This is a genomic window from Acinetobacter legionensis, assembly GCF_057165765.1.
Genome location: NZ_CM169896.1, coordinates 3009487 through 3033939, shown reverse-complemented (window position 1 = coordinate 3033939; position 24453 = coordinate 3009487). Strand labels below are relative to the sequence as shown.

Sequence of the window (24453 nt, the reverse complement as noted above, 5' to 3'; positions counted from 1 at the left end):
ATCTAACTTTTTCTTTCAATGAACAAAGGATGAATATACACGTTAGCAGCAACAATTTTTGGTTGTATACATAACAAATTGAGTATTTCTGCTATCGTGAATTTAGTAATACAGCAGTTTAAACTTGTATTTGCAGTGTTTTACTTCAATGGATGGATTGTTGATGAGGAGAAACAAGTTGCGAAATTTATTATTTATACTCAGTTTTTTACTATGTGCTGAATTGAAAGCTCAGAGCTCATTAGACCAACCTTTTTTGCAAATTGGAGCAGTTGATGATCAATTCAATATCATTAATCTCGAACTGTATAATGATTTAGTCAAAGTGATTAATTATAATTTTTCGCAAATTAAGCCTGATCGAACAGATGACTTAGCCAGCATTTCTAGAATTAGATTAACCAGCAATGGATTGTTGCTGATATCGGATTTAAAGGGGATTGAGTCTACAGAAGATTTAACAGAGAAATTTGATGAAAACAAGTATAAAAATCTGACCAAAAATAACATCTGTAGTAAAAGTGATTTATTTGAGTCTGATGTCTTTAAAAAAACCACACAAGGCAATATTGTTTATCAATTAAATAATGCTAAAGGTGAGTTTTTGAAAAGCTTTACAATCAACTATAAAGAATGTCTATAGATATTCGGTGTTTAAATGAATATATTAGGATAATTGCCATATATTTAAATACTTATTTTACAGTCGAATTTTTTTGTAGCTCAGACTAATTTATAATTTTTAAATTAAATTCCAAAAAGTAGAATTCCTTAGCCATTTCTAAGGGATAGCAAAATGTGGAATTTCATTAAAAGTTTTAATTGTATAAATGTATGGCTAATCATATCTTTGATCATTCTAGGATTGGTGTTGTTCCTATATTTCTCTTAAGCTTAGACATCATAAGAATTCAGAGATAGTAACATAAGTTTAAGTACCAAGCTCATGTAGGGTATAGCTATATTTCAGCTCTAGTGGACGTAGTGATGGTAATCCACTTTTGATTTTTTCATAAACGCAGTGAATATTTAATTGGGTTTTTTTGGTGAATTAAATGAAATCATTTTTTGTTATACAGAAAATGAATATTCTCAATGCTGTAATGAGTTTAGGAATTGACCTAGCTTTGAGTCTAGATCATCCAAATCATTTCATTATTAACTTAACTAATAATAAAATGCTTTTAGTGCCAGTAAAGTGATGAATTCTAATCAAAGATGATTTTGTTTCAATTCTTAAGGATGAAGAATACAAAGCATTAAATGGGATAAGTTGAAACGATTTATTAAAACAAATTAAAACCACATAAATTATTGTTATTATTTAAAATAAAACACTCCAGAGATGCCGCTGCATGGTCGTTACCCTGAACCCGATGAGTTCAAGGTGGACGCGACGTACACTTAATGGGTTTCCCACTCAAGGTGGGCATACACTCAAAATATACAGAACACATCCATAAGTTTAAGTATCGGCAGGGGAATAGACGTACTGGCGAACACCCTAGAGTTATATTAAGTATACATAATTTGGGGATTGTGGCAAATCACCAACGCTCAAAATTTATAAATACAATGCAAAAAAGCCACTTGATTGCACGAAAAAAAAGCGGTTTATCCCGCTTTTTCAACATCTTCTAGCATTGTTTCTAATAAACGTTCGCATTGTGCATATTCTTGTAACGATTTATTCATGCCTAAAACTTCTTGCATCAGTTCTAAAGCCACCATGATTACCAATTTATTATGTTCAACATTGGGTGCTTTACGGCGAAACTCTTGAAACTTTTCGTTTAAAAGTCGACCCGCACGTTCTAGTTCTGGTTGCTTATCTGTTGTGGTGCCTAAACGAAAACTTTGTTCGATTAAGCGTAATTCTACAGTCACATGTTCAGACATACTCATACCTCCTCATTAGACTCTGATGGATGAGCAAGCTGTTGGATTTCTTGCGCATGATGATCTTGTTCAGTCCCTAAAATCGAAAGACGTTGAATAATGGCCTCTACTTTTGTTTTGGCATGTTCATTTTTTTGAATTAAACGTTCACGCTCATCTTGAAGATTTTTGATATCTTGTAAGTGATGGCGCTGTTCATTTGCCATCTTTTCTTTGACTACGCGTAATTCATTACGTTCAGCTAAAATTTCCTGAAAACGATTTTTTAAATCGGTACAGCTTTTTTCCAAACGCCCATAACGCTCCGCCAAAGATGTGGCATCTGTATTGAGCTGTTGAAACTGATTTTGTAACTGAGAGAGTTGCTCAGTGAGCGTATCAATTTCATCTTGTTTTTGGGTGATAATGCTATTTTTATGACTAATTTGAGCATGAGCTTGCTCTTCGCTGTTATCCTTTTCTTTTAACAGCGATGCATTTTCTTTCTCAACAGTTTCAATTCGTGTTTTTAAAACACCAATATGCGTCTGTAGACGCTGTAATTGTTCTAACATAACGGGTCGCACAGATTTGCAATCAAAGGTAATATATACAGAAGTATAGAGATTGGATAAACGAATGCAAGACGATATTTCAGGTTGGTCAGATTGGAATCAAAATTTTGAGGGGATTGAGGAAATTTCAAGCCCGAGTGAGTTACATGGCATACTGACAGGTATAGTTTGTGTTACTGAAGTTCCAACTCGAGATGAATGGTTACAAATTTTATCTACGCTTGATGTTCCAAAATTAGACGATGAAGTGCTTGCGCTATTGTCAGAAGAAGCTGAGGATGTGTCACATGCACTTTCGGATGATGATTTAGACTATCTTCCGATGCTCCCAGATGATGAGCATACTTTGGCAGAGCGTGTGCAATCATTGGCAGATTGGTGTGCTGGGGTTGTACTTGGCTTTGGATTGGCTTCTGGTCATATTCGTGCAGATGAACAAGAGCTCATTGAAAGTTTACAAGATGTAGCGTCTGTTGAGTTTGATGAATCAGATGACGATGACGAGGGGGAAGCAAGCTATCTTGAATTGTATGAATTTGTACGCTTGATCCCTGTGTCATTATCAATGGGACGAAAAAAAGTTCCAGTATCTGAAAGCCCTCTATTACAAAATTTTCATAGCAAAATGAAACAAGCGATTGATGCTTCTGAAAGCAACAATGTTGTAGAGATGTTTACTCCACATCGTCCAAGCTAAAACTAAGATAAAGCAAGCTAAGAAACTTAAACTTTAAGAACATCATCTGTTTGATGAGTACTTAGTTTTACAGCTCCCTTTGCGGCGTCAGGTTATTAACTTTGAAAATATAGAAGTTGAATCAAGTCGTGCAGCAAAGGGTTAATTTTTTTAGCCTGGAATGTTTCCCTTGTTCTGTTGTCGAGGTTTAGCGCAGAACGAGAGTAATAATACAATTACTTTAAAAAATGCAGATATTGAATCATCAGTATTTGCATTCATCTAAGCGTAATTGTAAGTTAAAGCTTCTTCCAAATTAATCATCTGAAATACAAGCTGAATAGAGAATGAAATTAACTCAAGCAGATTTTCAGGAACGTCGTGACCGCCTCGCTGAACAAATGGGTCCCAATAGCATTGCAATTATCTCAACCAGTCCAGAAGTCATGCGTAACCGAGATGCAGATTATAAGTTTCGTGCTGACAGTAGCTTTTTCTATTTAACTGGTTTCGCGGAACAACAAGCAGTCGCAGTGATAGAAACAGACGAAGCAGGTGAGGAATATATCTATAGCTTGTTCTGTCGTGAACGTAATCGTGAAATGGAAATCTGGAATGGTTACCGCGCTGGAATCGATGGTGCGGTTGATGATTATGAAGCGGATGAAGCTTATGCGATTGATTTGCTTGATGAAGAAATTATTGCCAAAATTTTAAATAAAGAAAAATTATTCTATCGTATTGGTCAACGTGCAGATTTTGATGCCAAGGTCAGTACTTGGATCACCAAAGCCAATGAATCTGGACGTGGTTTTGGCGTTCCAGCGCAGTTGATTCAACTTGATCAAATCTTAGATGAAATGCGTTTGCATAAGTCAGTTCAAGAAATTGAATTGATGCAAATCGCCTCAAATATCAGTGCAGATGCACATATGCGTGCCATGCAAAAAGTTCATCCTGAGATGATGGAATATGCTTTAGAAGCTGAGTTGAATTATATCTTTGGTCAGAAGGGTTGTGTACCTGCCTATAACAGTATTGTGGGTGGTGGGAAAAATGGCTGTATTTTACATTATGTTGAGAACAATCAACCCTTAAAAGATGGTGATTTGGTGTTGATTGATGCGGCTGCTGAGTATGAATGCTATGCCTCAGACATCACCCGTACTTTTCCTGTAAATGGTAAGTTTAGTCCTGAACAAAAAGCGCTATATCAAATTATTTTAGATGCACAAATTGCTGCGATTGATGCAATTCAAATCGGTCATTCTTATAAAGAACCGCATAATGTTGCAGTACGGATCATGGTGGAAGGTTTGGTCAACCTTGGTATTATGCAAGGTGATGTCGATCAAATTATTGAATCTGAACGCTATCGTCAGTTTTATATGCATGGTACAGGGCATTGGCTCGGTATGGATGTGCATGATGTTGGCGCATATAAAAATGAAAATGGTCAATGGCGTAGCTATGAGCAGGGTATGGTTGTTACTGTAGAACCCGGTTTATATATTGCACCTGATGATGAAACAGTGGATGCAAAATGGCGTGGTATAGGTATCCGAATTGAAGATGATGTGGTTGCAACTGAACAGGGTCCTTTGGTCTTGACTAAAAATGTGGTGAAGTCGATTGAAGAGATTGAAGCATTGATGGCAAAGTCAGAATAAGTTTTTCAATTTAAAAGGTGAGTATGTATGGATACTTACACCGTTTTAGTTAAGCCAGTAGAAACAAATCGTTTGATTCTACGAAAGTTTGTTGAAGGTGATGAAATCTCAATTTTTAATGAGTATTGCGGAGACAGGGAGTCTTCGAAATACTTACAAAGGTTACCCCATGCCAATATTGAGCAAACGAAGTGTATGTTCGAAAATTGGAGTGGTCAAAATGGGAGAATAATGATAAAGATTTTGCTTGGATTATTGGCGAGCGCAAAACCAATTTAGCCATAGGGCTCGTGATGTTTATTCACAAAGGAGATTATGGCGAAATTCATTTTGGGCTTGGAAGTGAGTTTCAAGGGCAGGGCTTTATGAGAGAGGCGATCACTGCTGTCATTGTCTATTTAAAAATAACAGTAGGCTTAAAAGAATTGAGACTTTTTATGATGCAGAAAATGTGAAATCACGAAAGGTTCTGATTGAAACAGGATTTACTGAAATAATCTTGTTAAAGCATTGGGCTATATTTCCAGCTTTGGGAGATAATAAGAGAGATTGTCTAGGTTTTATGATTGAAATAAATAAAAATATTTAAATAGAAATAAGGGTAAATCATAGTGATACATATGAGATTCAGTTTTATTGCAACTTTTTTGACAGTAATGTCCTCTTCTTTGTTGGCATTTCAGCCAAGTAACATCACAAATAAGAATATTCAATTAACAAGCCAGCAATTAGACGTTATCCACCTACATTTTGGTGAGCAAGGCCTAAAAGATTTTATTCAATATAGCCATACTCCTATAGATCGCCAACCTGCTGGAATGAATTTTTTATCACTTGATTGGACAATCGTTTTTTATTGACTCAAACTATAGAATCTAAGTTCAGGCATAAAAATTCCTACAAGGAACCAAATTCCTGAAACTATCCAAACCAATAAAGCATAGGCTCTAATTTGTTCAGTATTTAAATCTGCAACAAGCCAATCAAAAAATAGACCAGCTTTCCAGCCTTTAATCAATTCTGCACCACCCCAAGAGATAACCCATTTCCAAAATAATGAATTAATAAAGAATAGTATAATCCAAATTGATAAGCTCAATTTAGCTATATTCCTAATGAGGCAAGTTGCATAGCTGTTCTATAGCTCGCTGCTACTGTGACAATACAAGTTCTATATATTGGTTGTGTTTTAACACCAGTAATATAAGCTAAGATGTTAGTGAAATATTTTCCGATATATTTAAGTCCAGGAGCTGATCCATATCCAGGTGGCTTTGGTACTAAATTAAAATTAGCAGAACAAGTTTTAATAGCGTTGATTGCTTGTGATAAAACTACTCCAATTTCTTCATTATAATCCCAAGAATTTGCAATAGATGCATTCCATATATCTGTTGCAACATTTCTTGCAGCTTCTTGATTACCGAAGGCTCTTGATTTAATTTTACTTTGTAGTTGAGTTGATGGCGTAATATAGGAGCTACAGTTGGATTTTTGATTAATATTAAATCTAAGAATTGAATTGTTATTTGAATTAGCGTAAACAATTTTAGGAGTGATAAATTGTTTTGAAAAGGCTTTGATTGTTGGGTGTAAATCTGTTGTACAGCTAGCATCATTTGTAAAATATTTTAGAATATTATTTTCCTGATCAAATGTCGCAGCAAATATTCTTCCATCCTCATAAATAGTCGCTGCTGAATAGGCTGTAGCCTCTTTATTTCTTCCTTCATAATAAAGTGCATTAGCAGTTTTTAGTTTGTATGGAGAAGCATAAGTTTCTATATTTTGATAAAACTTTGAATAATCTTGACCCAGTACTATTCGTAATTGAGACTGTATTGTTGTGTCTGATGATATATGCTCAACTGTTTTAAAGGTGTCATATGATTTAATATTTAGATTATCTGTATATGCTGTTGAACTTAATAAAAATAAAACAACACCTAATATTTTAATTTTTTTCATGAATGCATGCTCAAGTTTTTTGTATTTAAGTTTTTATCAAAATTAGATTTATGATGCAATTCTCAGGGGAGTTTAATTGATACAAAATATTAATAATTACATTTTTTATTTTATATTTAATGGATATTTTATGTTAATTGTATTTAAGTGGAATTGAAGTTTTTAAATTTTTATATAGATTTATTATGTTTTGTTTTTAATTAAACATTTTTAATTGTTAATTAAATTTATTATTAAATTAAATTATATGATTATTATCGCATGGTGAATTGCTTAATCTATAGCGGGTTTTTATTTGGGGTCTTTATTGGATGTAATTTATTCTTTATTTTTGTAGTTAAAACCTTATTTTAGTAAGTCGATTGAGTGATCGAGTTTTTAAGCATTTAAAATATAATTAAGTGATAAATAAAACCAATAAAAACAACAGCGCTGGCAAGCTTGGGCAGTAAAAATAATGGAACTTGGAAATAAAAGAATATTCTACCAATACCGGCACCTAAGGCACCTCCTACATATAAGGCTGACTCATTAAGTGTAAAAGCTAAATTTCAACCACCTGTTTTTTCTGACTAAAATTTGTTGTTCATTTTGTTGAATTTTTAATGCCCAACCGTGAGTTTCTCATATTGCAATGGGTATAAGGGTAAGCCACGGCGTGATGGTTGCAAAAAATGGGATAAGTAGGAGTGCGATACTAAGAATAAACATGATGATGGCTGTTAGGTTTTATTGCTTAATCCTTTGGCTGAAATTTTCATTTTTCATACTTTTATTAAAAATAGCGTATTGATTCAGTACAAATACAGCCAACAATTTCCTATTTCAATATAAAAATAACTTTCCATGATGTAATATGAAATCAATCAAGATTATAAGTATTCAGTACGCTGAATCACATATAGAAAGGATAAAAGCATGCAACAAGAAGTCATCATCGTCGGCGGTGGAATGGTTGGGCTGAGCTTGGCTCTGATGTTGGCTAAAGCCAATATTGCGGTAAAGCTTTTAGAGGCTGTGAAATATCCAAATTATGATGATGCCAATCTTGCACCCTATCATTCCAGTTTTGATGCACGAAATACCGCGCTATCACGTCGTACCGTCCAAATTTATCAAAAACTCGGTCTTTGGGATGCTTTGCAAGAACATGCGACTCCTATTCTCGAAGTACATATCACTGAACAAGGCAGTTTTGGTAAAGCTCGCTTAGTCGCAGATCAAGAAAAAGTCGAAAGTTTTGGACAAGTGATTGAAAATGCATGGCTAGGCCGTGTACTACTGACTCAAGTTCGCCAGCAAGCTTTAATTGAATTGATTGACGGTGTACAAGTCACTTCACTAAAACAAGAGGGTGACTATGTATATGTTGAAGCCAATCGTGGTGAAGAATATACCCATTCACTTAAAGCCAAATTGTTGATTGCTGCAGATGGTCGTGATTCTTTCTGCCGCCAAGCTTTAGGTGTTGGTGTGGATGTACATGATTATGATCAGGTGGCAATTGTCACAACAGTACAAACCTCGAAACCACATCATCAAGTGGGCTTTGAACGCTTTAGCCATTTAGGTCCATTGGCATTGCTTCCATTGCCGGGGGAATGTCGTCGTTCAGTGGTTTGGCCAGTGAAAAAAGGCACTGAAGATGAATGGTTAGGGGATGAAAATGACCAACATTTCCTTGATGCTTTACAGCAAACCTATGGTGATCGCGCAGGAAAATTCCAAAAAACAGGCAAACGTTTTAGCTTCCCATTGGCACAAGTACTTGCTGAAAAACAAGCGGTGGGTCGGGTAATTTTGATGGGCAATGCTGCACATACCATTCATCCTGTTGCTGGGCAAGGTTTTAACTTGTGTATGCGTGATGCAGATGTGCTGATGCGTTATATCACAACGCAAATTGCGCAATCTGATGATATTGGTCAACCTGAGATGTTAAAGGCCTATGAACAATCTCGCTTAACTGATCAGCAGCGTGTGATTAAATTTTGTGATTCTGTAGTGCGTGGATTTAGTAATCAAAATCCGGTCTTAAAATTATTGCGTAATACCGGCTTGGTGGCTTTTGATGTGATTCCGGGGATTAAACCTTTGGTTGCCAATTATGCGATGGGATTAAAAGCATGACACAGCAAGATATGTTAGATGTGGTGATTGTTGGTGGTGGTCTGGTGGGTGGCTTAACCGCATTACTTTTAGCAAAAGGTGGTATGCAAGCCACTGTTTTAGATGCAGCCCCTATTTTAGATGCAGAAAAGACTTTAGCTGTTGCTAATCCACGGGTTTTAGCCTTGAGCCAAGCCACGATTCACTTGTTAAAAACGGTGAATGTATGGGAAAAAATCGCTCGCCAAATGCCTTATACAGGCATGCAAGTCTGGAATAAAAATGGCTATGGCGAAATTAACTTTGGGCAAGCCTCAGAAAACTTTCCCACAGCTGAGCAAAGCTTAGGTTCAATGGTTGAACCAAGTTTATTAAACCTTGCCATCCAACAGGAAATGTTGGAGCAACTGCAAGATTATCGTACTCAAGTTAAAGTTGTGCGAGTAGAGCAGGGTGTAGGCTGCTGGATCATTAAACTTGCAGATGGGACTGAGCTAAAGACCAAGTTAGTGATTGGTGCAGATGGTGCAAATTCATTTGTTCGTGATCAAGCATTTATCGATCTTGATGTTTTAGATTATCAACAGGCAGGTTTGACCTGTGCGATTCGTACCACACAACCACACCAATATGTGGCTCGTCAGATTTTCCATCCGACAGGCCCATTGGCATTTTTACCGATGGCGAGTTTAAAGCCAGAACAAGCTGAACACTGGATTTCAATCGTTTGGACCTTACCAGATGATTATGCAGAGGAATATGCGCGCTTAAATGATGCTGATTTTTGTGAGTTATTGACACGTGAAAGTCATCATATGTTGGGCAAGATCGTTGAAGCAACCCCACGGGCTCAATTTCCACTCAAGGCACGCGCAGCACAACGTTATGTAAAAGATGGGTTGGCCTTGATTGGTGATGCAGCGCATGTGATTCATCCTTTAGCAGGACAAGGTGTAAATATTGGCTGTTTAGATGCTGCTATTCTGTGTGATGTATTACTTAAAGATAAACAGCGTGGCGTCTGGGCACATGAACAAACCTTAAAGCGTTACGAACACCAACGCAAAGGGCAAAATGATGCCATGATGCATAGTATGTCAATGATTGGTTTTTTAGAAACTGCGGAAATATTTCCATTGGTTTGGGCGCGTAACTTTGGCTTAAAACAAGTTGAAAATATGCCATTTTTAAAAGATCAATTTATGGCCCAAGCCAATGGGCTAGCAACTTTAAAAAGCACGCAATATGCCATTTAATTGGATTTCTGATATTTTTTAACCAATCATTTAAACAACATTACGAATTTGATGAAAAAAAATACGATTTTGTGTATCTAGATACTAGTCGAATGGCGAAGAGCTTGATACATTTCTCTGTAAAACATCACCATTTTTCGGATGGTACATTGACGTCATTGATGGGGAGTTAAAGATGACAGATACAAATGATTATGATGATAATTCAGAAGATCATGCAGTAGACGATGATGAAGCTAAAGCGGCTGAAAAAGGTGCTGCGGCAAGTGATTCTATAGTTTCAGATACAGATTTAGCTGAAGCTGAAACACTCACTGTGACAGCGAAAAAAAGACAGCGTGAAGCGTTGGAAGATGAGGTCGCTGCATTTTTAGCGCGTGGTGGGAGAATTACCGAAGTTCCACCTGATGAATCTGCTAAAGATTGATTTTAAAAGCACCGAAAGGTGCTTTTTTAAATTTGGTTGAAATGCTGTCTATTTTTTCGATGTTTAAATCCTAATCTTAAAAAATTTTAGTGTTTGTGGCTTTTTACTTGAAATTTTAATGAACTATTTTATTTTTATGGATCCTTGCTGCTTGCTTTAAGTATATGAGTGATTAAATCATCAGGAATGTTGTACTTTTGATTATTTGTTTTCCTATATCTATTTTTATACGTGCCAGATTGATCAGTGTGGGATTAAAATTTATTGTTTTTTAAAAGATTAAGGGAGGTAAAAAAGCGACCAGAACAATCAGTCGCCTGCAGCAATGCAGATTGAGGAATAAAGTGCGTTGAGAGAGCAAGCAAGTAGAAAAACAAACAGAATAGCGAAATAATGTGGGTTAATATATAAAGTAAGTTGAGAAATGCCTATACACGCCTTTCTCAACTCAAGAAATAAAATTATTGTTGATTAGTCAGCTCTAAAGCACGTTGATAGGCGATTTTCTTTTTGATGCCGGTTAGATCCGCAGCAAGTTGTGATGCCGCCTTGACAGATAAATCTTGTAATAAGCGATTTAAAAGTTGATCTAACTTCTCTTGTTCAACGTCTTGATCTTTGGCATCTGGTGCACCACCAATGACTAACACAATTTCACCTTTTTGCTGATTACGATCTTTTTCAATAAATGTCACCAACTCGCCCAATGTCATTTTTTTAATTGTTTCAAATGTTTTGGTAATTTCACGTGCAAAACCTACAGGGCGATCTGCGCCAAAAACATCAGCCATATCTTTGACACTATCTAAAATACGATGAGGTGCTTCATATATAATCATGGTTTGTGACTCATGTTTTAATTTTTCTAATTGAATTAATCGTTGCGATTGTTTTGATGATAAAAAGCCTTCAAAGCTAAAACGATCACTCGGTAGACCCACCGCACTTAGCGCAGCAATAGCAGCGCATGCACCCGGTACAGGAATGACGCGAATACCATTCTCCTGAGCAGCGCGTACCAATTTAAAACCCGGGTCACTAATCAATGGTGTACCAGCATCACTGACCAGTGCAATATTCTGACCACTTTTTAATTTTTCGATAAGTATATCAATTTTGTTACTTTCATTATGATCATGACACGCAGTGAGCGGAGTTGAGATATTATAGTGCTTTAATAATTGAGCAGATTGACGTGTATCTTCTGCCGCAATAACAGAAACAGACTTTAAAACTTCAATAGAACGAAAAGTCATATCATCTAAGTGCCCAATTGGGGTCGCTACGACGAATAATTGAGCACTCATAAAGGTCTCCATGAAGAATAAGTTAGTGTTGAACAGTATTAAAAGAGTGATTATGTTGGGAATGGTTGGATTCGCAATCCAAGTTCACGCAGAAATTCTGGTTATATTACCTGAAACAGGCCCTATGTCGCGAGCGGGTTTGAGTATTAAACAAGGAATATTAAGTGCCGCGCAGACATCAAAGAATGAAATACCATTAAAATTTGTCGATTCAGATCAAAAGACCATCAAAGCGCTGTTAAAACAGCATGTCAATAAAAAGACTAAAATGATTATTGGGCCTTTGGCTCGTCCTGATGTTGAGGCTTTAATTAATTTAAAGCCTAAAGTACCTGTATTGGCACTCAATGAAGTTTATCCAAGCTATAAAAGTGTTTGGCAATATAGTCTTTCTAAAAATGACGATGCATTGGCGCTGCTTGATTATATCCAGCATGATAAAGTTAGCAAACTCTATGTGGTGCGTGAAAAAGGCACAGAAGCAGAATCTATTAACTTTTTAAATGCATTATTTGCCAATTATATGGGTGAAGTTGATCCTGTAGAGCATATGCCAAAGTCGATTTCGGAGCGAGAGGGTATTTTACTGTTAGGTTCAAACCAATGGTTGACCAGTTTTCCAAAATTGCAGAAGAAAAAAATTTATACCCAAGCCATTGCCGTCGATGAAAAAAAGGCCTTGCCTAAAGGGATGAAATTCTGTGATGTTCCAGCCTTATACATCGCCGAATGGGATGATGTGGTCAAAGCCTATAAAGATAAACCGACCTCGTTACCGTATCAGCGTTTATATGCCTTTGGTGGAGATGCTTGGCATATTGCTGAACAATTTGTTTTGGACCCTAATGTAAAAAGCTTAACCTTTAATGGGCGCACTGGAAAAATTAAAATTGATGGAAATCGTGTTGAACGTATTCCACAATGTTTTGAACGTTCAAAAAATAATTTAGTACCTTTGTGATGACAGGTTTCTCATGGCAAAAAATAATTTAGGACAATGGGCGGAGCAAGAAGCAGTGAAATTACTGCTTCAACATGGCTACGATATCGTAAAATTGAATTATTTCTCGCGCTTTGGTGAAATAGATATTATTGCCCAATCTAAACAAGAGTTAATTTTTGTTGAGGTGAAAGCAAGAACTCCGACACAGATGGGGCATGCTTTTGAAACGTTAAATCAATCAAAACAACAAAAAATGATTAAAACGGCGTTTAAGTTTTTACAAGAACATCCACAATATGAACAATATTATTGCCGTTTTGATGTGATTGGTTTTGATTTACATCATAAAATTGCAAAAAACGTACAGCAAGATCTCAGTAAAATCTCTTATGATCAATCTTGGATTGAAAATGCATTTACTTTGGATGCAGACTTGATTAATCTGTGACTGAAATTTAGGTACAGTTATTTCAAAAATAAATATATTTTCCAGCATGTTAACAGCGTTTAAAATGGTTGTTTAGCAGGCTGAAATTAATAGGAGTCTTGCTGAGTGTTAAAACGTATTGTCATCACCATGATGTGTGTAGCAAGTTTATCTGGTTGCGCGAGTTTTATCTCAGGTGGTACTGGTTCTTCACCAGTGGGAACAGATAGTGGTGTTCGATCTTTAGGACAAGTGTTTATTGATTCCTCTATTGAGCGGACTGCCAAAATCAACTTGTATAAGCTTGATGCTCGATTTAAGCAATCTCGTGTCAATATTAATAGTTTTCACAGCAATGTCTTACTCACAGGTCAAGTGCCTGATGCACATCTAAAGCAATTAGCTGAAGATAATCTACGGGCAATGAGTGATGTTAAAACTGTTCATAATTATCTTACTGTGGGTAATCAGATCGGTTATAGCACGATTATGCAAGATGCATCGGTCACTGTGAATACCCGTGGTTTAGTGATGAAAGCACCAGTGGTTTCAGACAATAAAGTTTTGATTCATACAGAAGACGGCATACTGTATGTTTTAGGTCGTTTAAATAATGCTGAAATAGCAGATTTAAATGATGTTTTACAAAAAGTTGGAAATGTGACTAAAATTGTGACCTTGATTGATAACATCGAACAAACGAATAATTCAGTCCAAACTTCATCTTTCACAGCACCTGTGGTAAATAATGTACAACAACAGCCTGATGTACAGACACCTGTTGCGATTGATCCTAATGCTACAGAGCCAAACAATAATGTTATTCAACAATAGGTTAAAAGCTTTAAAAGTTAGATTTGGAAAGCAGTTTGAATACCTAAAATCTCAATTTAAATCGCACTATCAAGATTTTCGTTTATACGATTTAGGTAGTATAACTATTAATGGCTTGACCCCTAAAAAGGGCTATTCCATTCAGTATAATATTGCCTATGGCTTAAAGGCGAGACAACGTTTAGATCTATATATTTCTAATAAAAAGCAACAAAATGCGCTGATTCTTTTTGTTCACGGTGGGGCATGGAGCCATGGTGATAAAAGTGCTTATAAATTTGTAGGTGAGGCGTTTAGTCGTTTTGGCTATAACGTGGCAGTGCTGAACTATCATTTGGCACCTGAGCATAAATTTCCAAGCTATATTGATGATCTTGCTGTTGCATTGAATTATTTGGAGCAACAACAAGCACGGTTTGGTATTTCAATGGATAAAATTGCCTTGATGGGGCATTCAGCAGGCGCATTTAATATTGCGTCTTTGCTTTATCATCCTAAGCACTACCAACTAGCCATCAAACAAAATATTAAAGCTTTGATTGGAATCGCTGGACCTTATCATTTCGATTATAAAGGTGATGCTTTAGCCGAAAATGCGTTTGATCAAAGCATTCCTTACCAACAAGTAATGCCGTATTATTTTGTTGAAAAAAATGAGGTAAAGCATTATTTGTTCTTGGCTGAAAATGATCAGATTGTTAAAGCTAAAAACTCTTTTGATTTTAAACAGCAATTACTTGAACAAGGTAATCATTGTGAAATTTACACGATTCCTAAAACTGGTCATATTTCAATTATGGGCAGTGTTTCAAGTCTATTTAGTCGATTCTATAAAACCCGACCTGAAATTATTAAGGTTTTAAATGAAGCAATGAAAAATGCCTAGCGATCGCTAGACATTTTTGATTTGAACATATCTCAATCAAGATCAGTCTTTATGCATAGGTCTATTGTGAATCACATGTTCAATCATGGCATGGGCGATACTGCCACTAAAAGGCGTTTCGGGTAGCTGATCAAATTTAAAGAACTGAGCCTCACTAATTTCTTCTTCTTGCAAGACGATTTCACCAGATTCATATTCTGCCTTAAAGGCCAACATAAGATTACTTGGAAAAGGCCAAGGTTGGCTTGATAAATATTGGACATTTTTGACATGTAGGCCAACTTCTTCCAAAGTTTCTCTTTTAACCGCTTCTTCCAGTGTTTCACCGACCTCAACAAAACCCGCAATAAGACCATACATATTGCTTTTATTCTTGGCATTTTTTGCCAATAGAATTTCGTTATCGCCACGAGTAATTATGGTGATAATACACGGTTGTACACGCGGGTATTGATGATAACGACAGCTAGGGCAGACCATAGCATATTCATTGGGATGAACCTCGGTTTCGTGGCCACAGTGGCTACAAAACTTATGGTTTCTTCGCCATTCAAGCAATTGTACAGCACGACTGGCTTGTTCAAACTCAGATTTTGTCCATTGTGAAATCAATTGTCGAATTGGGATCAATTGATATCCCTCTGGAATTTGATCTTCAATAAAAAGATCCCGGGCAATAATCTGATCGCCCGAGTTAAAGCTGATATCACTTGCTAATTTTTCTACTTTAGGCAGTTGTAAATTTTCATCCACTAAAAGTTGTTGATGGTGAAAGATATATGCAAGTGATAATTCTGACATTAGGCTACCGATTTTAAACTTTGACTACTTGTTAATGCTACATCAAACATGGATTGTAAAACAGGTTGTTTGTTTTGTAGATTTTCAATCATCATGTCTGCACTGGCTAAAACATCAAGCAGTTTATTGACTTGCGCAAGGTTAAACGCTTGTTCTTTGTTAAGACTCGTCTGAATAAACTCCGCAGAAAGCAGCAATGCCTTTTGACCATCTTTCGCTGCAAGGAACAACAGCGCACCACCAATTTCACTTAATTGTGATGGCAGTTGGTCTAAACTTGTACTTTGAGGATCTTGTAAATATTGCACCAATGTTTGTGAGCTTAAATCAACCAATGCTTTAGTCTCGGTCAATAATGCTGCATGTGCTTCATCTAGACGATCTAATGAAATCTGCAAGTTATTCACTTTTAACTGTAAACGACTCGATGTGTAATTACGCTCTAAGATACCAATCGAATTCATTGCTGATAAAATACTGTTCATCAACTGTTGTGCGTAATTTTCATCTTTGAGCATGTTGTCTTGAGACAGTAGGTCAGCCTGTTGTTTCAGTCCGCTATAGGCTTCATTAAGATTCAAGACTTTAAATACATGTGCAAGATCGGTCAGTTTGCTTTTCAATTCTTGCGTTTTTTCATCACTCATATTTTTGTAGTTAAACTCAATATCATTACGGATTTGCGACATTTCATCCGTAATCAGTTGGCTCACACTATGAATGGTTTCAAAGTCAGGGCCATATAAATGGCGACTAAATATTTGTAGTTGAGTGTCAGTCAGAATATCTTCACCAACATTAATCTGTTCACGGATGTGTTGTGATATTTCATCTTCTTGGCTGATACAAATACTTAGGATATTGGCAGTATCTAATAAAGATGGATTGAATCCGCATAGATCTTTAAAGAATAAAGACATATTGGTTTCAATGCTGATTAGCGTTCTGAGGCGTGTATCATTGAGAATGATATTTTCAATGTGATTTAAAGCAACTGAAACCAAAGCCCAATATTGCTCACTTGCTTGGCCTTTGGCTGCATTTGCCAAATAAGACCCAACCAGCTTGATGCCCTGTAAATCTAAATCTGTTTCTTGTTGTTTGAGCAGTTTATGTAAGCATAATTTATACAGCTTATGTACATACACTGAATGCTCTAACTCAGGTGATTGCTGCAAGTTAAAATTCGGTGTAACACAGTCGAGCAATGGAATAATCGCTTGGCCTTCTGGGGTCAGCTCTAGACCTAAAGAAAGTTCTAAGCGATTTAAGGTGTCGTGCAAAAATTGTGGCGCTCTGACTTCACGAAGGCAAATAAACTCAATATAGCGTTTGAGCATGGTGGTGCCTTCACTCAAAGCGATGACTTCTTGAGTATTGATCTCATGTGGGTTTTGCATCACTTTACGCATCACCGCTGCTGAGAGTTGCGCAATTTTAGCAACATGCGGCATATCGATGAGCATCAGCACATTTACACATTGTTCAAATTGGAGCAAAGCATCATCAATACCGAAGGGTAAAGTTTGGTCTTCAACTAAGCTACTGACAGCAGATTCTACCTGTAAAATTGAATTATCGACTTCTTTTTTAATAATAAGTAATGCTGTCGGATCAAAATGTATAGAGGTTTGGTAAGACATTGATCTGCACCTATCCTGGGTATCTGAATGTTTTATTTCATAGCCTCAAAATGAGGCTAATTTTCTAAGTTTTAATATAGCCGAAGAAGACCATCTTTACAGAAAAAATAGCCCTCAATTTTAAATTTTATTTTGCAAAAATGCAGGCTTCCCCATGTTTTTCTTGAAATTGTTTGACCCAGTTCTCATGTGCTTCTAATTCTTCATCTGAAGGTAAAATGACTGGGGCATTGATTTCAATTTTTTTCCGAGTTGTATTCCTTTGAGCCTGATCAGTATGTGCAGAAAGAGCATCCATGTCAAAGGATACTTGACCACCTGTCATGGCAAGATAAACATCAGCTAAAATTTCAGCGTCGAGTAAGGCACCATGGAAAGTACGATCTCGTTGCGGAATTTCATAACGGCGAACTAGAGCATCCAAAGAGTTCTTTTGCCCAGGATGTTTGCTTTTCGCCATCGCCAAGGTATCAGTCACTTCACATACTTCTGAGAGTGCCTGTAGGCCACTGCGCTTGAACTCCATATCTAAGAAGTTCATATCGAAGCTTGCATTATGCGCAATAATTTCGCTGCCTTTTAAGTAGTCAAATAAAACTTGGGCAATTTCATTGTATTTTGGCTTATCTTTTAAAAATTCATCTGTAATACCATGGATGGCTTCTGAATCGCCAACTGGTTTCTCTGGATTAATATAAATATGAATCGAACTGCCGGTCAGTTTTCGATTGACCATTTCAATAGCGCCAACTTCAACAATTCGGTCACTGTCCTGATAATAGAAACCTGTGGTCTCCGTATCCAAAATAAACTGTTTAGGGCCATGTAACTTGACAGTAGCAGGTGTAATCACAATTTGTGGATGAATATCTCGCATTGCGGGTTGGCTCATTGCTGGCTCATCATTTTCATTGATATCTTGGGTTGATGGTTGTTCCATCACAATTTTATGCGCTGGCATGACATCCTGCTGAGGGCTAATTTCCGATTCTATCATTTCGTCTGATTCAATCAGGTCAAATCCAAAGGGATCGTCAAGCAGCCAGTCTTTTTCATCTTTTTTTTTATCATCAGCCACTGTCATAGGTTGAGTCAGTTTGGTTGGCGCAGTGTTGTTTTTTTTTGCGTCGAGTATTTGCTGTGTACCTAAATTCGCCAATTGGTCTGCCATCTCATTGCCTGCATGTCCGGCGTGACCTTTAATCCAGTTCCATTCAATTTTGCGACCTTGGCAGGTTTGATCAAGCTTTTTCCAAAGATCTGGATTTTTTACATCTTTCCAGTTTTTCTTTTTCCAACCCTCAATCCATTCGGTAATGCCACGTTTTACATAGTTTGAATCGGTCCAAAGCACTAATTTTGCTTCGATTGGGCAAAATGCGATCCCTTCGATGGCTGCGGTAAGCTCCATGCGGTTATTGGTTGTATCAAGTTCACCACCACACAACTTATGTTCTTCTGTTTCAGTGATGATATAAGCGCCCCAGCCACCAGGACCTGGGTTGCCTTTACAAGCACCGTCGACATAAAGTGTGATTGTTTGTGACATAGTAATAACCAATGAAAGTGAATTAAGAGTTGAACATCGCGGTTTAAGAATTTATTGTATACGCAAATCGGCGTTTTCTACGCATGAACTGAGATTTTTTTAATTTCTTGTAACATTTGTATGCAATTCGCATTCAAAATTTGCCTTGTAAGCGCGTTTAGCTCTACTAAAATGGCAATGATAAAATAATTTACTAAATGTTGTTCGGAACTCTTATGTTTAAACCTACCACAATGGTGTGGCAACCTACTGCGACTGTTTTCTTTAAATTATCATTATTAACATCTGCATTCGCAGCATTAGGGTTGACTGCAGGGTGTTCTTCAACGTCGACAACATCAAAAGTTCAAACATCAAAGTCAGCAGGTATGTTGGATGCCAGCAGTTTGGACTCTCTAGAAGATTTACTTTCTGCAACAGATATTCGTGCAGTAGAGGGCGATCGCCTACTGATTTTAAAACACGGTGACGTATGGAAGCGGATGTCAGTCGGTTTTAAAATGGATGAAAATCATTGGGATCCTCGTATTGATGCGCAAAGGAGCTGGTTTGTTTCCCGCCAACCCTATATTGACCGTTTAAGCGCACGCGCATCACGCTATCTTTATCATACGGTGAAAGAGGCTGAACGTCGTGGTTTACCTACTGAATTAGCATTGTTACCGATTATTGAAAGTTCTTATGATCCAGCAGCAACCAGTAGTGCAGCAGCAGCAGGGATGTGGCAATTTATCCCAAGCACAGGAAAAATCTACGGTCTAAGACAAACCAGTTTATATGACGGGCGCCGTGATGTAGTTGAATCAACACGTGCTGCTTATGAGTTTTTAGGTAGTTTATACAATCAATTTGGCTCTTGGGAATTGGCTTTGGCCGCATATAACGCAGGTCCAGGGCGGATCCAGCAAGCAATTAACCGTAACCAAGCTGCGGGTTTACCAACAGATTATTGGTCATTGAGATTACCACAAGAAACCATGAACTATGTACCACGCTTTTTAGCAGTGGCGCAGATTATTAAAAGCCCATCTAAATATGGGGTGAGCTTACCACCGATTGCCAATCGTCCGCACTTTAGAGAAGTTGCGGTGCCACCAGGCGTACAACTCAATCAAATTGCTTCAATTACCAATTTAAGTCGTGCTGAATTATACGCGTTAAACCCTGGTCATCGTGGTGAAGTGGTTGACCCATCAAGTACCTTGCGTATTTTGATTCCTGCGGATCTTAGTCCGACGATTGATGCAAAATTAAGAGGGTTAAAACCGGGTTCTGATAGTGGGTTATGGGCAAGTAATACTGCTCCAACCACAGCTACACGAACTTTAACGCCTACAGCGGTAACCTCGACAGTCACTCAATCGATTACTCCAAGTAAAGCAACGCCACCTTCTTTAACAACAGCAAAAACCACAACCACAGGCTCATTGAGCACACTCAAAAATACACCACAAGGCTCGAATGCATTAGCGCAATTTGCTGCCAATGCTGATATTCCTAGTGCGCCACGTATTCCTGTTGCTGTGACAAATGCAGCCAATGTTAAACCTGTTGCAGCGGAACCTCCAATTTCTGCACATGAAAAAGCACAAATCCTTGCCGCAGTAAAAGCTGAAGGTGAAAAAGAAACGGTCAAGCAAGTTTTAGAACCTCAAGCCACTCAAGCTGAAAAAGAAGAAGTGGTCAAAGAGATTAAGGCGATTGCTCCACAAGGGACAGAAGTACTTGATCCATATGATGGTAAAATTAAACTGACTGCAATTCAAACCAGTCAATCTGTTGCAGAGGTTCAAGGTAAAGAAAATACGGTTGGATTCTCATATCCTAAAGGTTTAGCAGATACCACACCTGCAAACTCGGAAGAAGCTAAACTGAATCAGGATAAGAACTTTAAGAAAACTGAAACTGAAGTTGTGGTTGAACCACCAAGAGGTAAACGCAGTACTTATACCGTTTTGGCAGGGGATACTTTAGCAACGATTGCTTTAAAGAATGGCGTAAATTGGCGCGATATTGCCAAATGGAACCAAGTTGATCCAAATGGAACTTTATTTGTTGGGGCGACTTTGTATTTATATGATGCCAAACCACAAATTGATACCCCTGTGGTTTCTCGCAAAACCACGGATTCCGCTCCTACCAATTACGTGGTTAAACCAAATGACAGTTTAACCAGTGTGGCAAATCAGTTTGATTTATCTGTCTCACAATTGGCAAATTATAATAATCTGAATAGTAACAGTAATTTATTTGTCGGTCAGAAATTAAAGCTTAAAGATGCTTCAGATGATAAATTATCTGAAATCAATAAAGCAGTTGTTCGTGCGGATACCTCTAAGCCTGTTGCAAAAATCAAAACCAAGGCTTATGCAGTTAAACGTGGCGAATATCTTAAAGTGATTGCCGATCGTTATGCTTTATCCGTACATGAACTCGCTGATTTGACTCCAGGTCTAGATACCTCAAGTAGCTTATTTGTGGGGCAAAAGATCAATGTGCCACTCAGTGAAGTCAATGAGCCAGAAGCTAAACTTGACTCTAAAGTGATTGATCAAAGTAAGTTTAAGAATATAAAAGCTGAAACAACCTATAAAACTGAGAATTATAAAGTTCAAAGTGGCGATAGCTTATCCAGTATTGCGGTTCAGTCTAAATTAAGCTTGGCAGAATTAGCTGAATTAAACAAAATTTCGACATCTAAAAACTTGCTTGTGGGTCAAATCATTAAGATCCCTGTTGGAACAACAACACCAGAAACCTATACTGTGCAATCTGGTGATAGCCTGATAGCGCTGGCAAATAAATATAATTTGCAAGTTAACCAAATTGCCGATTTAAATGGTTTAAAGAGTACATCTGGTTTATTTGTTGGGCAGAAATTGAAGTTGACTGGCACGCCTGAAAGCAGCAGTAAAGACAAAACACAAGCGAGAAATGAATCGAAATCAGAAGGCGCTAGTAAAGATATCCATGTGGTCAAATCAGGTGAAACACTGGCAAGCGTTGCAAAAAAATATAAACTGCAGTTGTCTTATTTAAGTGAATTAAATGGTTTGTCGCGTAATCAGGCTTTGGATATTGGACAACGCTTAAAGCTTGATGGGGAATTACCCAGTAAATCCACACTATCTAAAGAAAAAGAAGACCTAAAGGCGACTGCGAAAGCAACAGCTAAAGCTTCGAGTAAGAATACTGAAAGCTATGCGGTGAAGTCTGGTGAGTCGTTAAATGCGATTGCAAACCGTGTTGGTATGTCAGTTCAAGAACTGGCTGAATTGAATGATCTGAGCCCACGTGCGGGTTTACAACGTGGACAATCTATTCGTATTCCTAAAACAGTGACTGAATACAAAGTGAAAAGTGGTGATTCATTGATTCGTTTAGCCAGCAAGTTTGGGATTGATACCAGTGCACTTGCTGAGATGAATGAAATAAAACCAAACGCGTCATTACGCATTGGCAGCATAATTAAAGTTCCGAATCTTTAAGCGCCATTTTATTGGAGCAACGTTTAAAGCATAACATTTCAAAAAATTTTTTGAATAAAGGAAAATAGGGGAATGCGCCTAAGTTTTGCATGTGTCAGCCCGATCGGGCTGGCATTGGGATTATATGTTGCAAGCTTAAATGTTGATGCTGCTCTACAGACAACAGCATATATTGCTGTACATAATGCTCCACAGTATGACAAAGCTCAGGCGATGCCTTATGCCAATAGCAATGCACCCAAAGGCGGCTATATCAGTACAGCGAGTATAGGCACCTTTGATAATCTCAACAGTATGAATGGCAAAGGCAGTTCAACTGAAGGGATTAATTATCTATTTGATAGCTTAATGGATAGCTCACTGGATGAGCCGGGTGTGTTATATCCGCTTCTCGCTGAAAAAGTCACTTATGATCCTGTTAAAACCAAATTTGTTATTTTCCATTTAAATCCTAAAGCCCGTTTTAGTGATGGTTCACCTGTCACGGCTGAGGATGTTAAATTTAGTTTTGATACCATTCAAAGTAAAGCCAATCTAGGCTTTCAAATGTATTTGTCTGATTTAGCCAAGACTGAGGTATTGTCTAAATACCAAGTGAAAATGACATTTAAATCAGACCACAATGCAGACATGCCCCTTATTTTGGCAAAAATTGCGATTTATTCAAAAGCAGATTGGAAAAATAAAGACTATAGCAAAGTGACCTTGCAACCGATTTTAGGATCGGGGCCTTATCTGATTGAGCATATTGATTCTGGGCGCAGTATTAGCTATAAGCGCAATCCAAATTATTGGGCAAAGGACTTAGCCATCAATCGTGGTCGTTATAACTTTGATCGCATGAAATATGTTTATTATCGAAGCCCTGAAATCGCTTTTGAAGGGTTTAAATCTGGACAATATCGCTTTTATCAAGAAAAAAATGCCCGTAACTGGGTCACTGAATATAATTTTCCTGCGGTAAAACAAGGTTTGGTGAAAAAATATATTTCTAAGATTGAAACACCAGCGCTCACGCAAAGTTTGGTTTTTAATACCCGAAAGGCGCCATTCAATGATCTCAATTTTCGCCAAGCATTAACCTATGCTTATGATTTTGAATGGATCAACAAAGCATTGTTATATGGTCAAAATATTCGCTTGCAAAGCCACTTTCAAAACAGTGAGCTTGCTGCGACTGGAAAACCAAGCGCGAAAGAACTTGCAATTTTAACACCTTATTTAAAGCAATTGCCCGCATTACAACGGCAAGGTGTATTGGCAGATTGGAAATACCCAGTTTCAGATGCCAGTGGTTTTAACCGACAGAATTTATTGATTGCACGTTCGATGCTATTAAAGGCGGGTTATCGTTTTCACAATGGACTATTGGTGGATAGACAAGGTCGCCCCATTCAAATTGAATTTCTGATTCATCAAGATGGTGCACTACGGACTTTGTTGCCTTATATTCGTAATTTAAAAAAACTTGGGATTCAGGCAAATATTCGTCAAGTCGATTTACCACAATATACAGAGCGTATGCGCCGTTTAGATTTTCAGATGACCGCTATCGATATGCCGCAATCATTAACACCAGGTGCTGAACAGGCACAGATGTGGGGCAGTAAAGCTGCCGATGAAGTGGGCAATTACAATTATGCGGGGGTCAAAAGCCCAGTGGTCGATCAGCTGATTCAACAGATTATTTATGCACCAAACCGTGAACAATTGGTACTTCGTACCCGAGCACTGGATCGGGTATTACGTGCAGGCTATTATCAAATTCTGACTTATGGCAATGATAAAAACTGGTATGCTTATTGGAATATGTATCAGCAACCCAAAGTTAAACCAAAATTATCCCTCGGTTTAGAGTATTGGTGGGTAGATGCAGATCAAGCGAAAAAAGTAGAGCAATATTTAAAAAATCGAGCATTTAAAAAAGCATAATTTTAAATCTTCATGGTTAAAACATCAGTGGCTCAACGTGAGTGATGTTTAAATTGACATATCTACCCTCATGAGGTCATAAGG

General features: G+C 37.4%; 22 protein-coding genes and 1 other RNA gene. 14 read left to right on the top strand and 9 right to left on the bottom strand.

Going from position 1 to position 24453, the window contains the following annotated elements:
• Nucleotides 1-178: 178 nt before the first annotated feature.
• Nucleotides 179-643 carry a hypothetical protein gene (locus AC2G3J_RS13875; RefSeq protein WP_419820696.1) on the top strand — a complete coding sequence of 155 codons (465 nt, stop codon included), beginning with the start codon at nt 179-181 and terminating at the stop codon, nt 641-643.
• A 689-nt stretch (nt 644-1332) separates the two neighbouring features.
• Here AC2G3J_RS13875 and ssrS read toward each other — a convergent pair.
• The 3 genes from ssrS to AC2G3J_RS13860 all read right to left on the bottom strand — a co-directional run bounded on the left by ssrS (nt 1333) and on the right by AC2G3J_RS13860 (nt 2453).
• A non-coding RNA gene (gene ssrS / locus AC2G3J_RS13870) (6S RNA) lies at nt 1333-1514 on the bottom strand.
• Nucleotides 1515-1614: 100 nt separating this feature from the next.
• Nucleotides 1615-1899, bottom strand: a complete 285-nt coding sequence (locus AC2G3J_RS13865) for a cell division protein ZapA (RefSeq protein WP_336953925.1) — start codon at nt 1897-1899, stop codon at nt 1615-1617.
• Nucleotides 1900-1901: 2 nt separating this feature from the next.
• The gene (locus tag AC2G3J_RS13860) at nt 1902-2453 is read right to left on the bottom strand and encodes a hypothetical protein (RefSeq protein ID WP_336953924.1); all 552 of its coding nucleotides are present in this window, start codon (nt 2451-2453) and stop codon (nt 1902-1904) included.
• Nucleotides 2454-2517: 64 nt separating this feature from the next.
• Here AC2G3J_RS13860 and AC2G3J_RS13855 point away from each other — a divergent pair, with 64 nt between their 5' ends.
• The 4 genes from AC2G3J_RS13855 (at nt 2518) to AC2G3J_RS13840 (ending at nt 5659) form a co-directional block, all read left to right on the top strand.
• The gene (locus AC2G3J_RS13855) at nt 2518-3150 is read left to right on the top strand and encodes a UPF0149 family protein (RefSeq protein WP_336953923.1); all 633 of its coding nucleotides are present in this window, start codon (nt 2518-2520) and stop codon (nt 3148-3150) included.
• 326 nt (nt 3151-3476) lie between these two features.
• Nucleotides 3477-4799 carry a Xaa-Pro aminopeptidase gene (gene pepP, locus AC2G3J_RS13850; protein ID WP_483770141.1) on the top strand — a complete coding sequence of 441 codons (1323 nt, stop codon included), beginning with the start codon at nt 3477-3479 and terminating at the stop codon, nt 4797-4799.
• Between the two features lie 206 nt (nt 4800-5005).
• Complete coding sequence (locus AC2G3J_RS13845; protein WP_483770140.1) at nt 5006-5254, top strand: GNAT family N-acetyltransferase; 249 nt, start codon at nt 5006-5008, stop codon at nt 5252-5254.
• 201 nt (nt 5255-5455) lie between these two features.
• Entirely contained in the window at nt 5456-5659 is a 204-nt protein-coding gene (locus tag AC2G3J_RS13840) for a hypothetical protein (RefSeq protein WP_483770139.1), read from the top strand.
• Here AC2G3J_RS13840 and AC2G3J_RS13835 read toward each other — a convergent pair.
• Nucleotides 5653-5898 (bottom strand): hypothetical protein, encoded by a 246-nt coding sequence (locus AC2G3J_RS13835; RefSeq protein WP_336953919.1) that lies wholly within the window; start codon nt 5896-5898, stop codon nt 5653-5655. The two genes, AC2G3J_RS13840 and AC2G3J_RS13835, sit on opposite strands and share 7 nt — an antisense overlap.
• Before the next feature lie 5 nt (nt 5899-5903).
• Entirely contained in the window at nt 5904-6767 is an 864-nt protein-coding gene (locus AC2G3J_RS13830; RefSeq protein ID WP_419361025.1) for a hypothetical protein, read from the bottom strand.
• Between the two features lie 918 nt (nt 6768-7685).
• Here AC2G3J_RS13830 and ubiH point away from each other — a divergent pair.
• The 3 genes from ubiH to AC2G3J_RS13815 all read left to right on the top strand — a co-directional run bounded on the left by ubiH (nt 7686) and on the right by AC2G3J_RS13815 (nt 10559).
• Complete coding sequence (gene ubiH / locus AC2G3J_RS13825) at nt 7686-8897, top strand: 2-octaprenyl-6-methoxyphenyl hydroxylase (protein WP_034614245.1); 1212 nt, start codon at nt 7686-7688, stop codon at nt 8895-8897.
• Entirely contained in the window at nt 8894-10132 is a 1239-nt protein-coding gene (locus AC2G3J_RS13820; protein ID WP_483770138.1) for an FAD-dependent monooxygenase, read from the top strand. The genes ubiH and AC2G3J_RS13820 overlap by 4 nt, the downstream gene beginning before the upstream one ends.
• 175 nt (nt 10133-10307) lie before the next feature.
• Entirely contained in the window at nt 10308-10559 is a 252-nt protein-coding gene (locus AC2G3J_RS13815; protein WP_336953916.1) for a hypothetical protein, read from the top strand.
• Between the two features lie 461 nt (nt 10560-11020).
• Here AC2G3J_RS13815 and rsmI read toward each other — a convergent pair whose 3' ends face one another.
• Nucleotides 11021-11866 (bottom strand): 16S rRNA (cytidine(1402)-2'-O)-methyltransferase, encoded by an 846-nt coding sequence (gene rsmI, locus AC2G3J_RS13810; RefSeq protein ID WP_336953915.1) that lies wholly within the window; start codon nt 11864-11866, stop codon nt 11021-11023.
• 10 nt (nt 11867-11876) lie between these two features.
• Between rsmI and AC2G3J_RS13805 the strand changes: the two genes are divergently transcribed.
• The 4 genes from AC2G3J_RS13805 to AC2G3J_RS13790 all read left to right on the top strand — a co-directional run bounded on the left by AC2G3J_RS13805 (nt 11877) and on the right by AC2G3J_RS13790 (nt 14956).
• On the top strand, nt 11877-12827 hold the full coding sequence (locus tag AC2G3J_RS13805) for a penicillin-binding protein activator (protein WP_336953914.1): 951 nt from the start codon (nt 11877-11879) through the stop codon (nt 12825-12827).
• 13 nt (nt 12828-12840) lie between these two features.
• Nucleotides 12841-13257: a YraN family protein gene (locus tag AC2G3J_RS13800; protein WP_483770137.1), complete on the top strand. Its 417-nt coding sequence runs from the start codon at nt 12841-12843 to the stop codon at nt 13255-13257.
• A 105-nt stretch (nt 13258-13362) separates the two neighbouring features.
• Nucleotides 13363-14070, top strand: a complete 708-nt coding sequence (locus tag AC2G3J_RS13795; protein ID WP_336953912.1) for a BON domain-containing protein — start codon at nt 13363-13365, stop codon at nt 14068-14070.
• Nucleotides 14054-14956 (top strand): alpha/beta hydrolase, encoded by a 903-nt coding sequence (locus tag AC2G3J_RS13790; protein WP_336953911.1) that lies wholly within the window; start codon nt 14054-14056, stop codon nt 14954-14956. Before AC2G3J_RS13795 ends, AC2G3J_RS13790 begins: the two co-directional genes overlap by 17 nt.
• A 42-nt stretch (nt 14957-14998) precedes the next feature.
• Here the strand turns inward: AC2G3J_RS13790 and nudC are convergent, their stop codons facing one another.
• From nudC to dnaQ, 3 genes are all read right to left on the bottom strand, one after another.
• A complete protein-coding gene (gene nudC, locus AC2G3J_RS13785) occupies nt 14999-15757 on the bottom strand; it encodes an NAD(+) diphosphatase (RefSeq protein ID WP_336953910.1) in 759 nt (252 codons plus the stop codon).
• Entirely contained in the window at nt 15757-17400 is a 1644-nt protein-coding gene (locus AC2G3J_RS13780) for a chemotaxis protein (RefSeq protein ID WP_336953909.1), read from the bottom strand. Before AC2G3J_RS13780 ends, nudC begins: the two co-directional genes overlap by 1 nt.
• Nucleotides 17401-17527: 127 nt before the next feature.
• On the bottom strand, nt 17528-18949 hold the full coding sequence (gene dnaQ / locus AC2G3J_RS13775) for a DNA polymerase III subunit epsilon (protein WP_483770136.1): 1422 nt from the start codon (nt 18947-18949) through the stop codon (nt 17528-17530).
• A gap of 215 nt (nt 18950-19164) precedes the next feature.
• Between dnaQ and AC2G3J_RS13770 the strand changes: the two genes are divergently transcribed.
• Together AC2G3J_RS13770 and AC2G3J_RS13765 are read left to right on the top strand one after the other, a co-directional pair.
• Nucleotides 19165-22437, top strand: coding sequence for a LysM peptidoglycan-binding domain-containing protein (locus tag AC2G3J_RS13770; RefSeq protein WP_483770135.1), 3273 nt, complete (start codon nt 19165-19167; stop codon nt 22435-22437).
• A gap of 72 nt (nt 22438-22509) precedes the next feature.
• The gene (locus tag AC2G3J_RS13765) at nt 22510-24369 is read left to right on the top strand and encodes an extracellular solute-binding protein (protein WP_419820689.1); all 1860 of its coding nucleotides are present in this window, start codon (nt 22510-22512) and stop codon (nt 24367-24369) included.
• Nucleotides 24370-24453 lie beyond the last annotated feature (84 nt).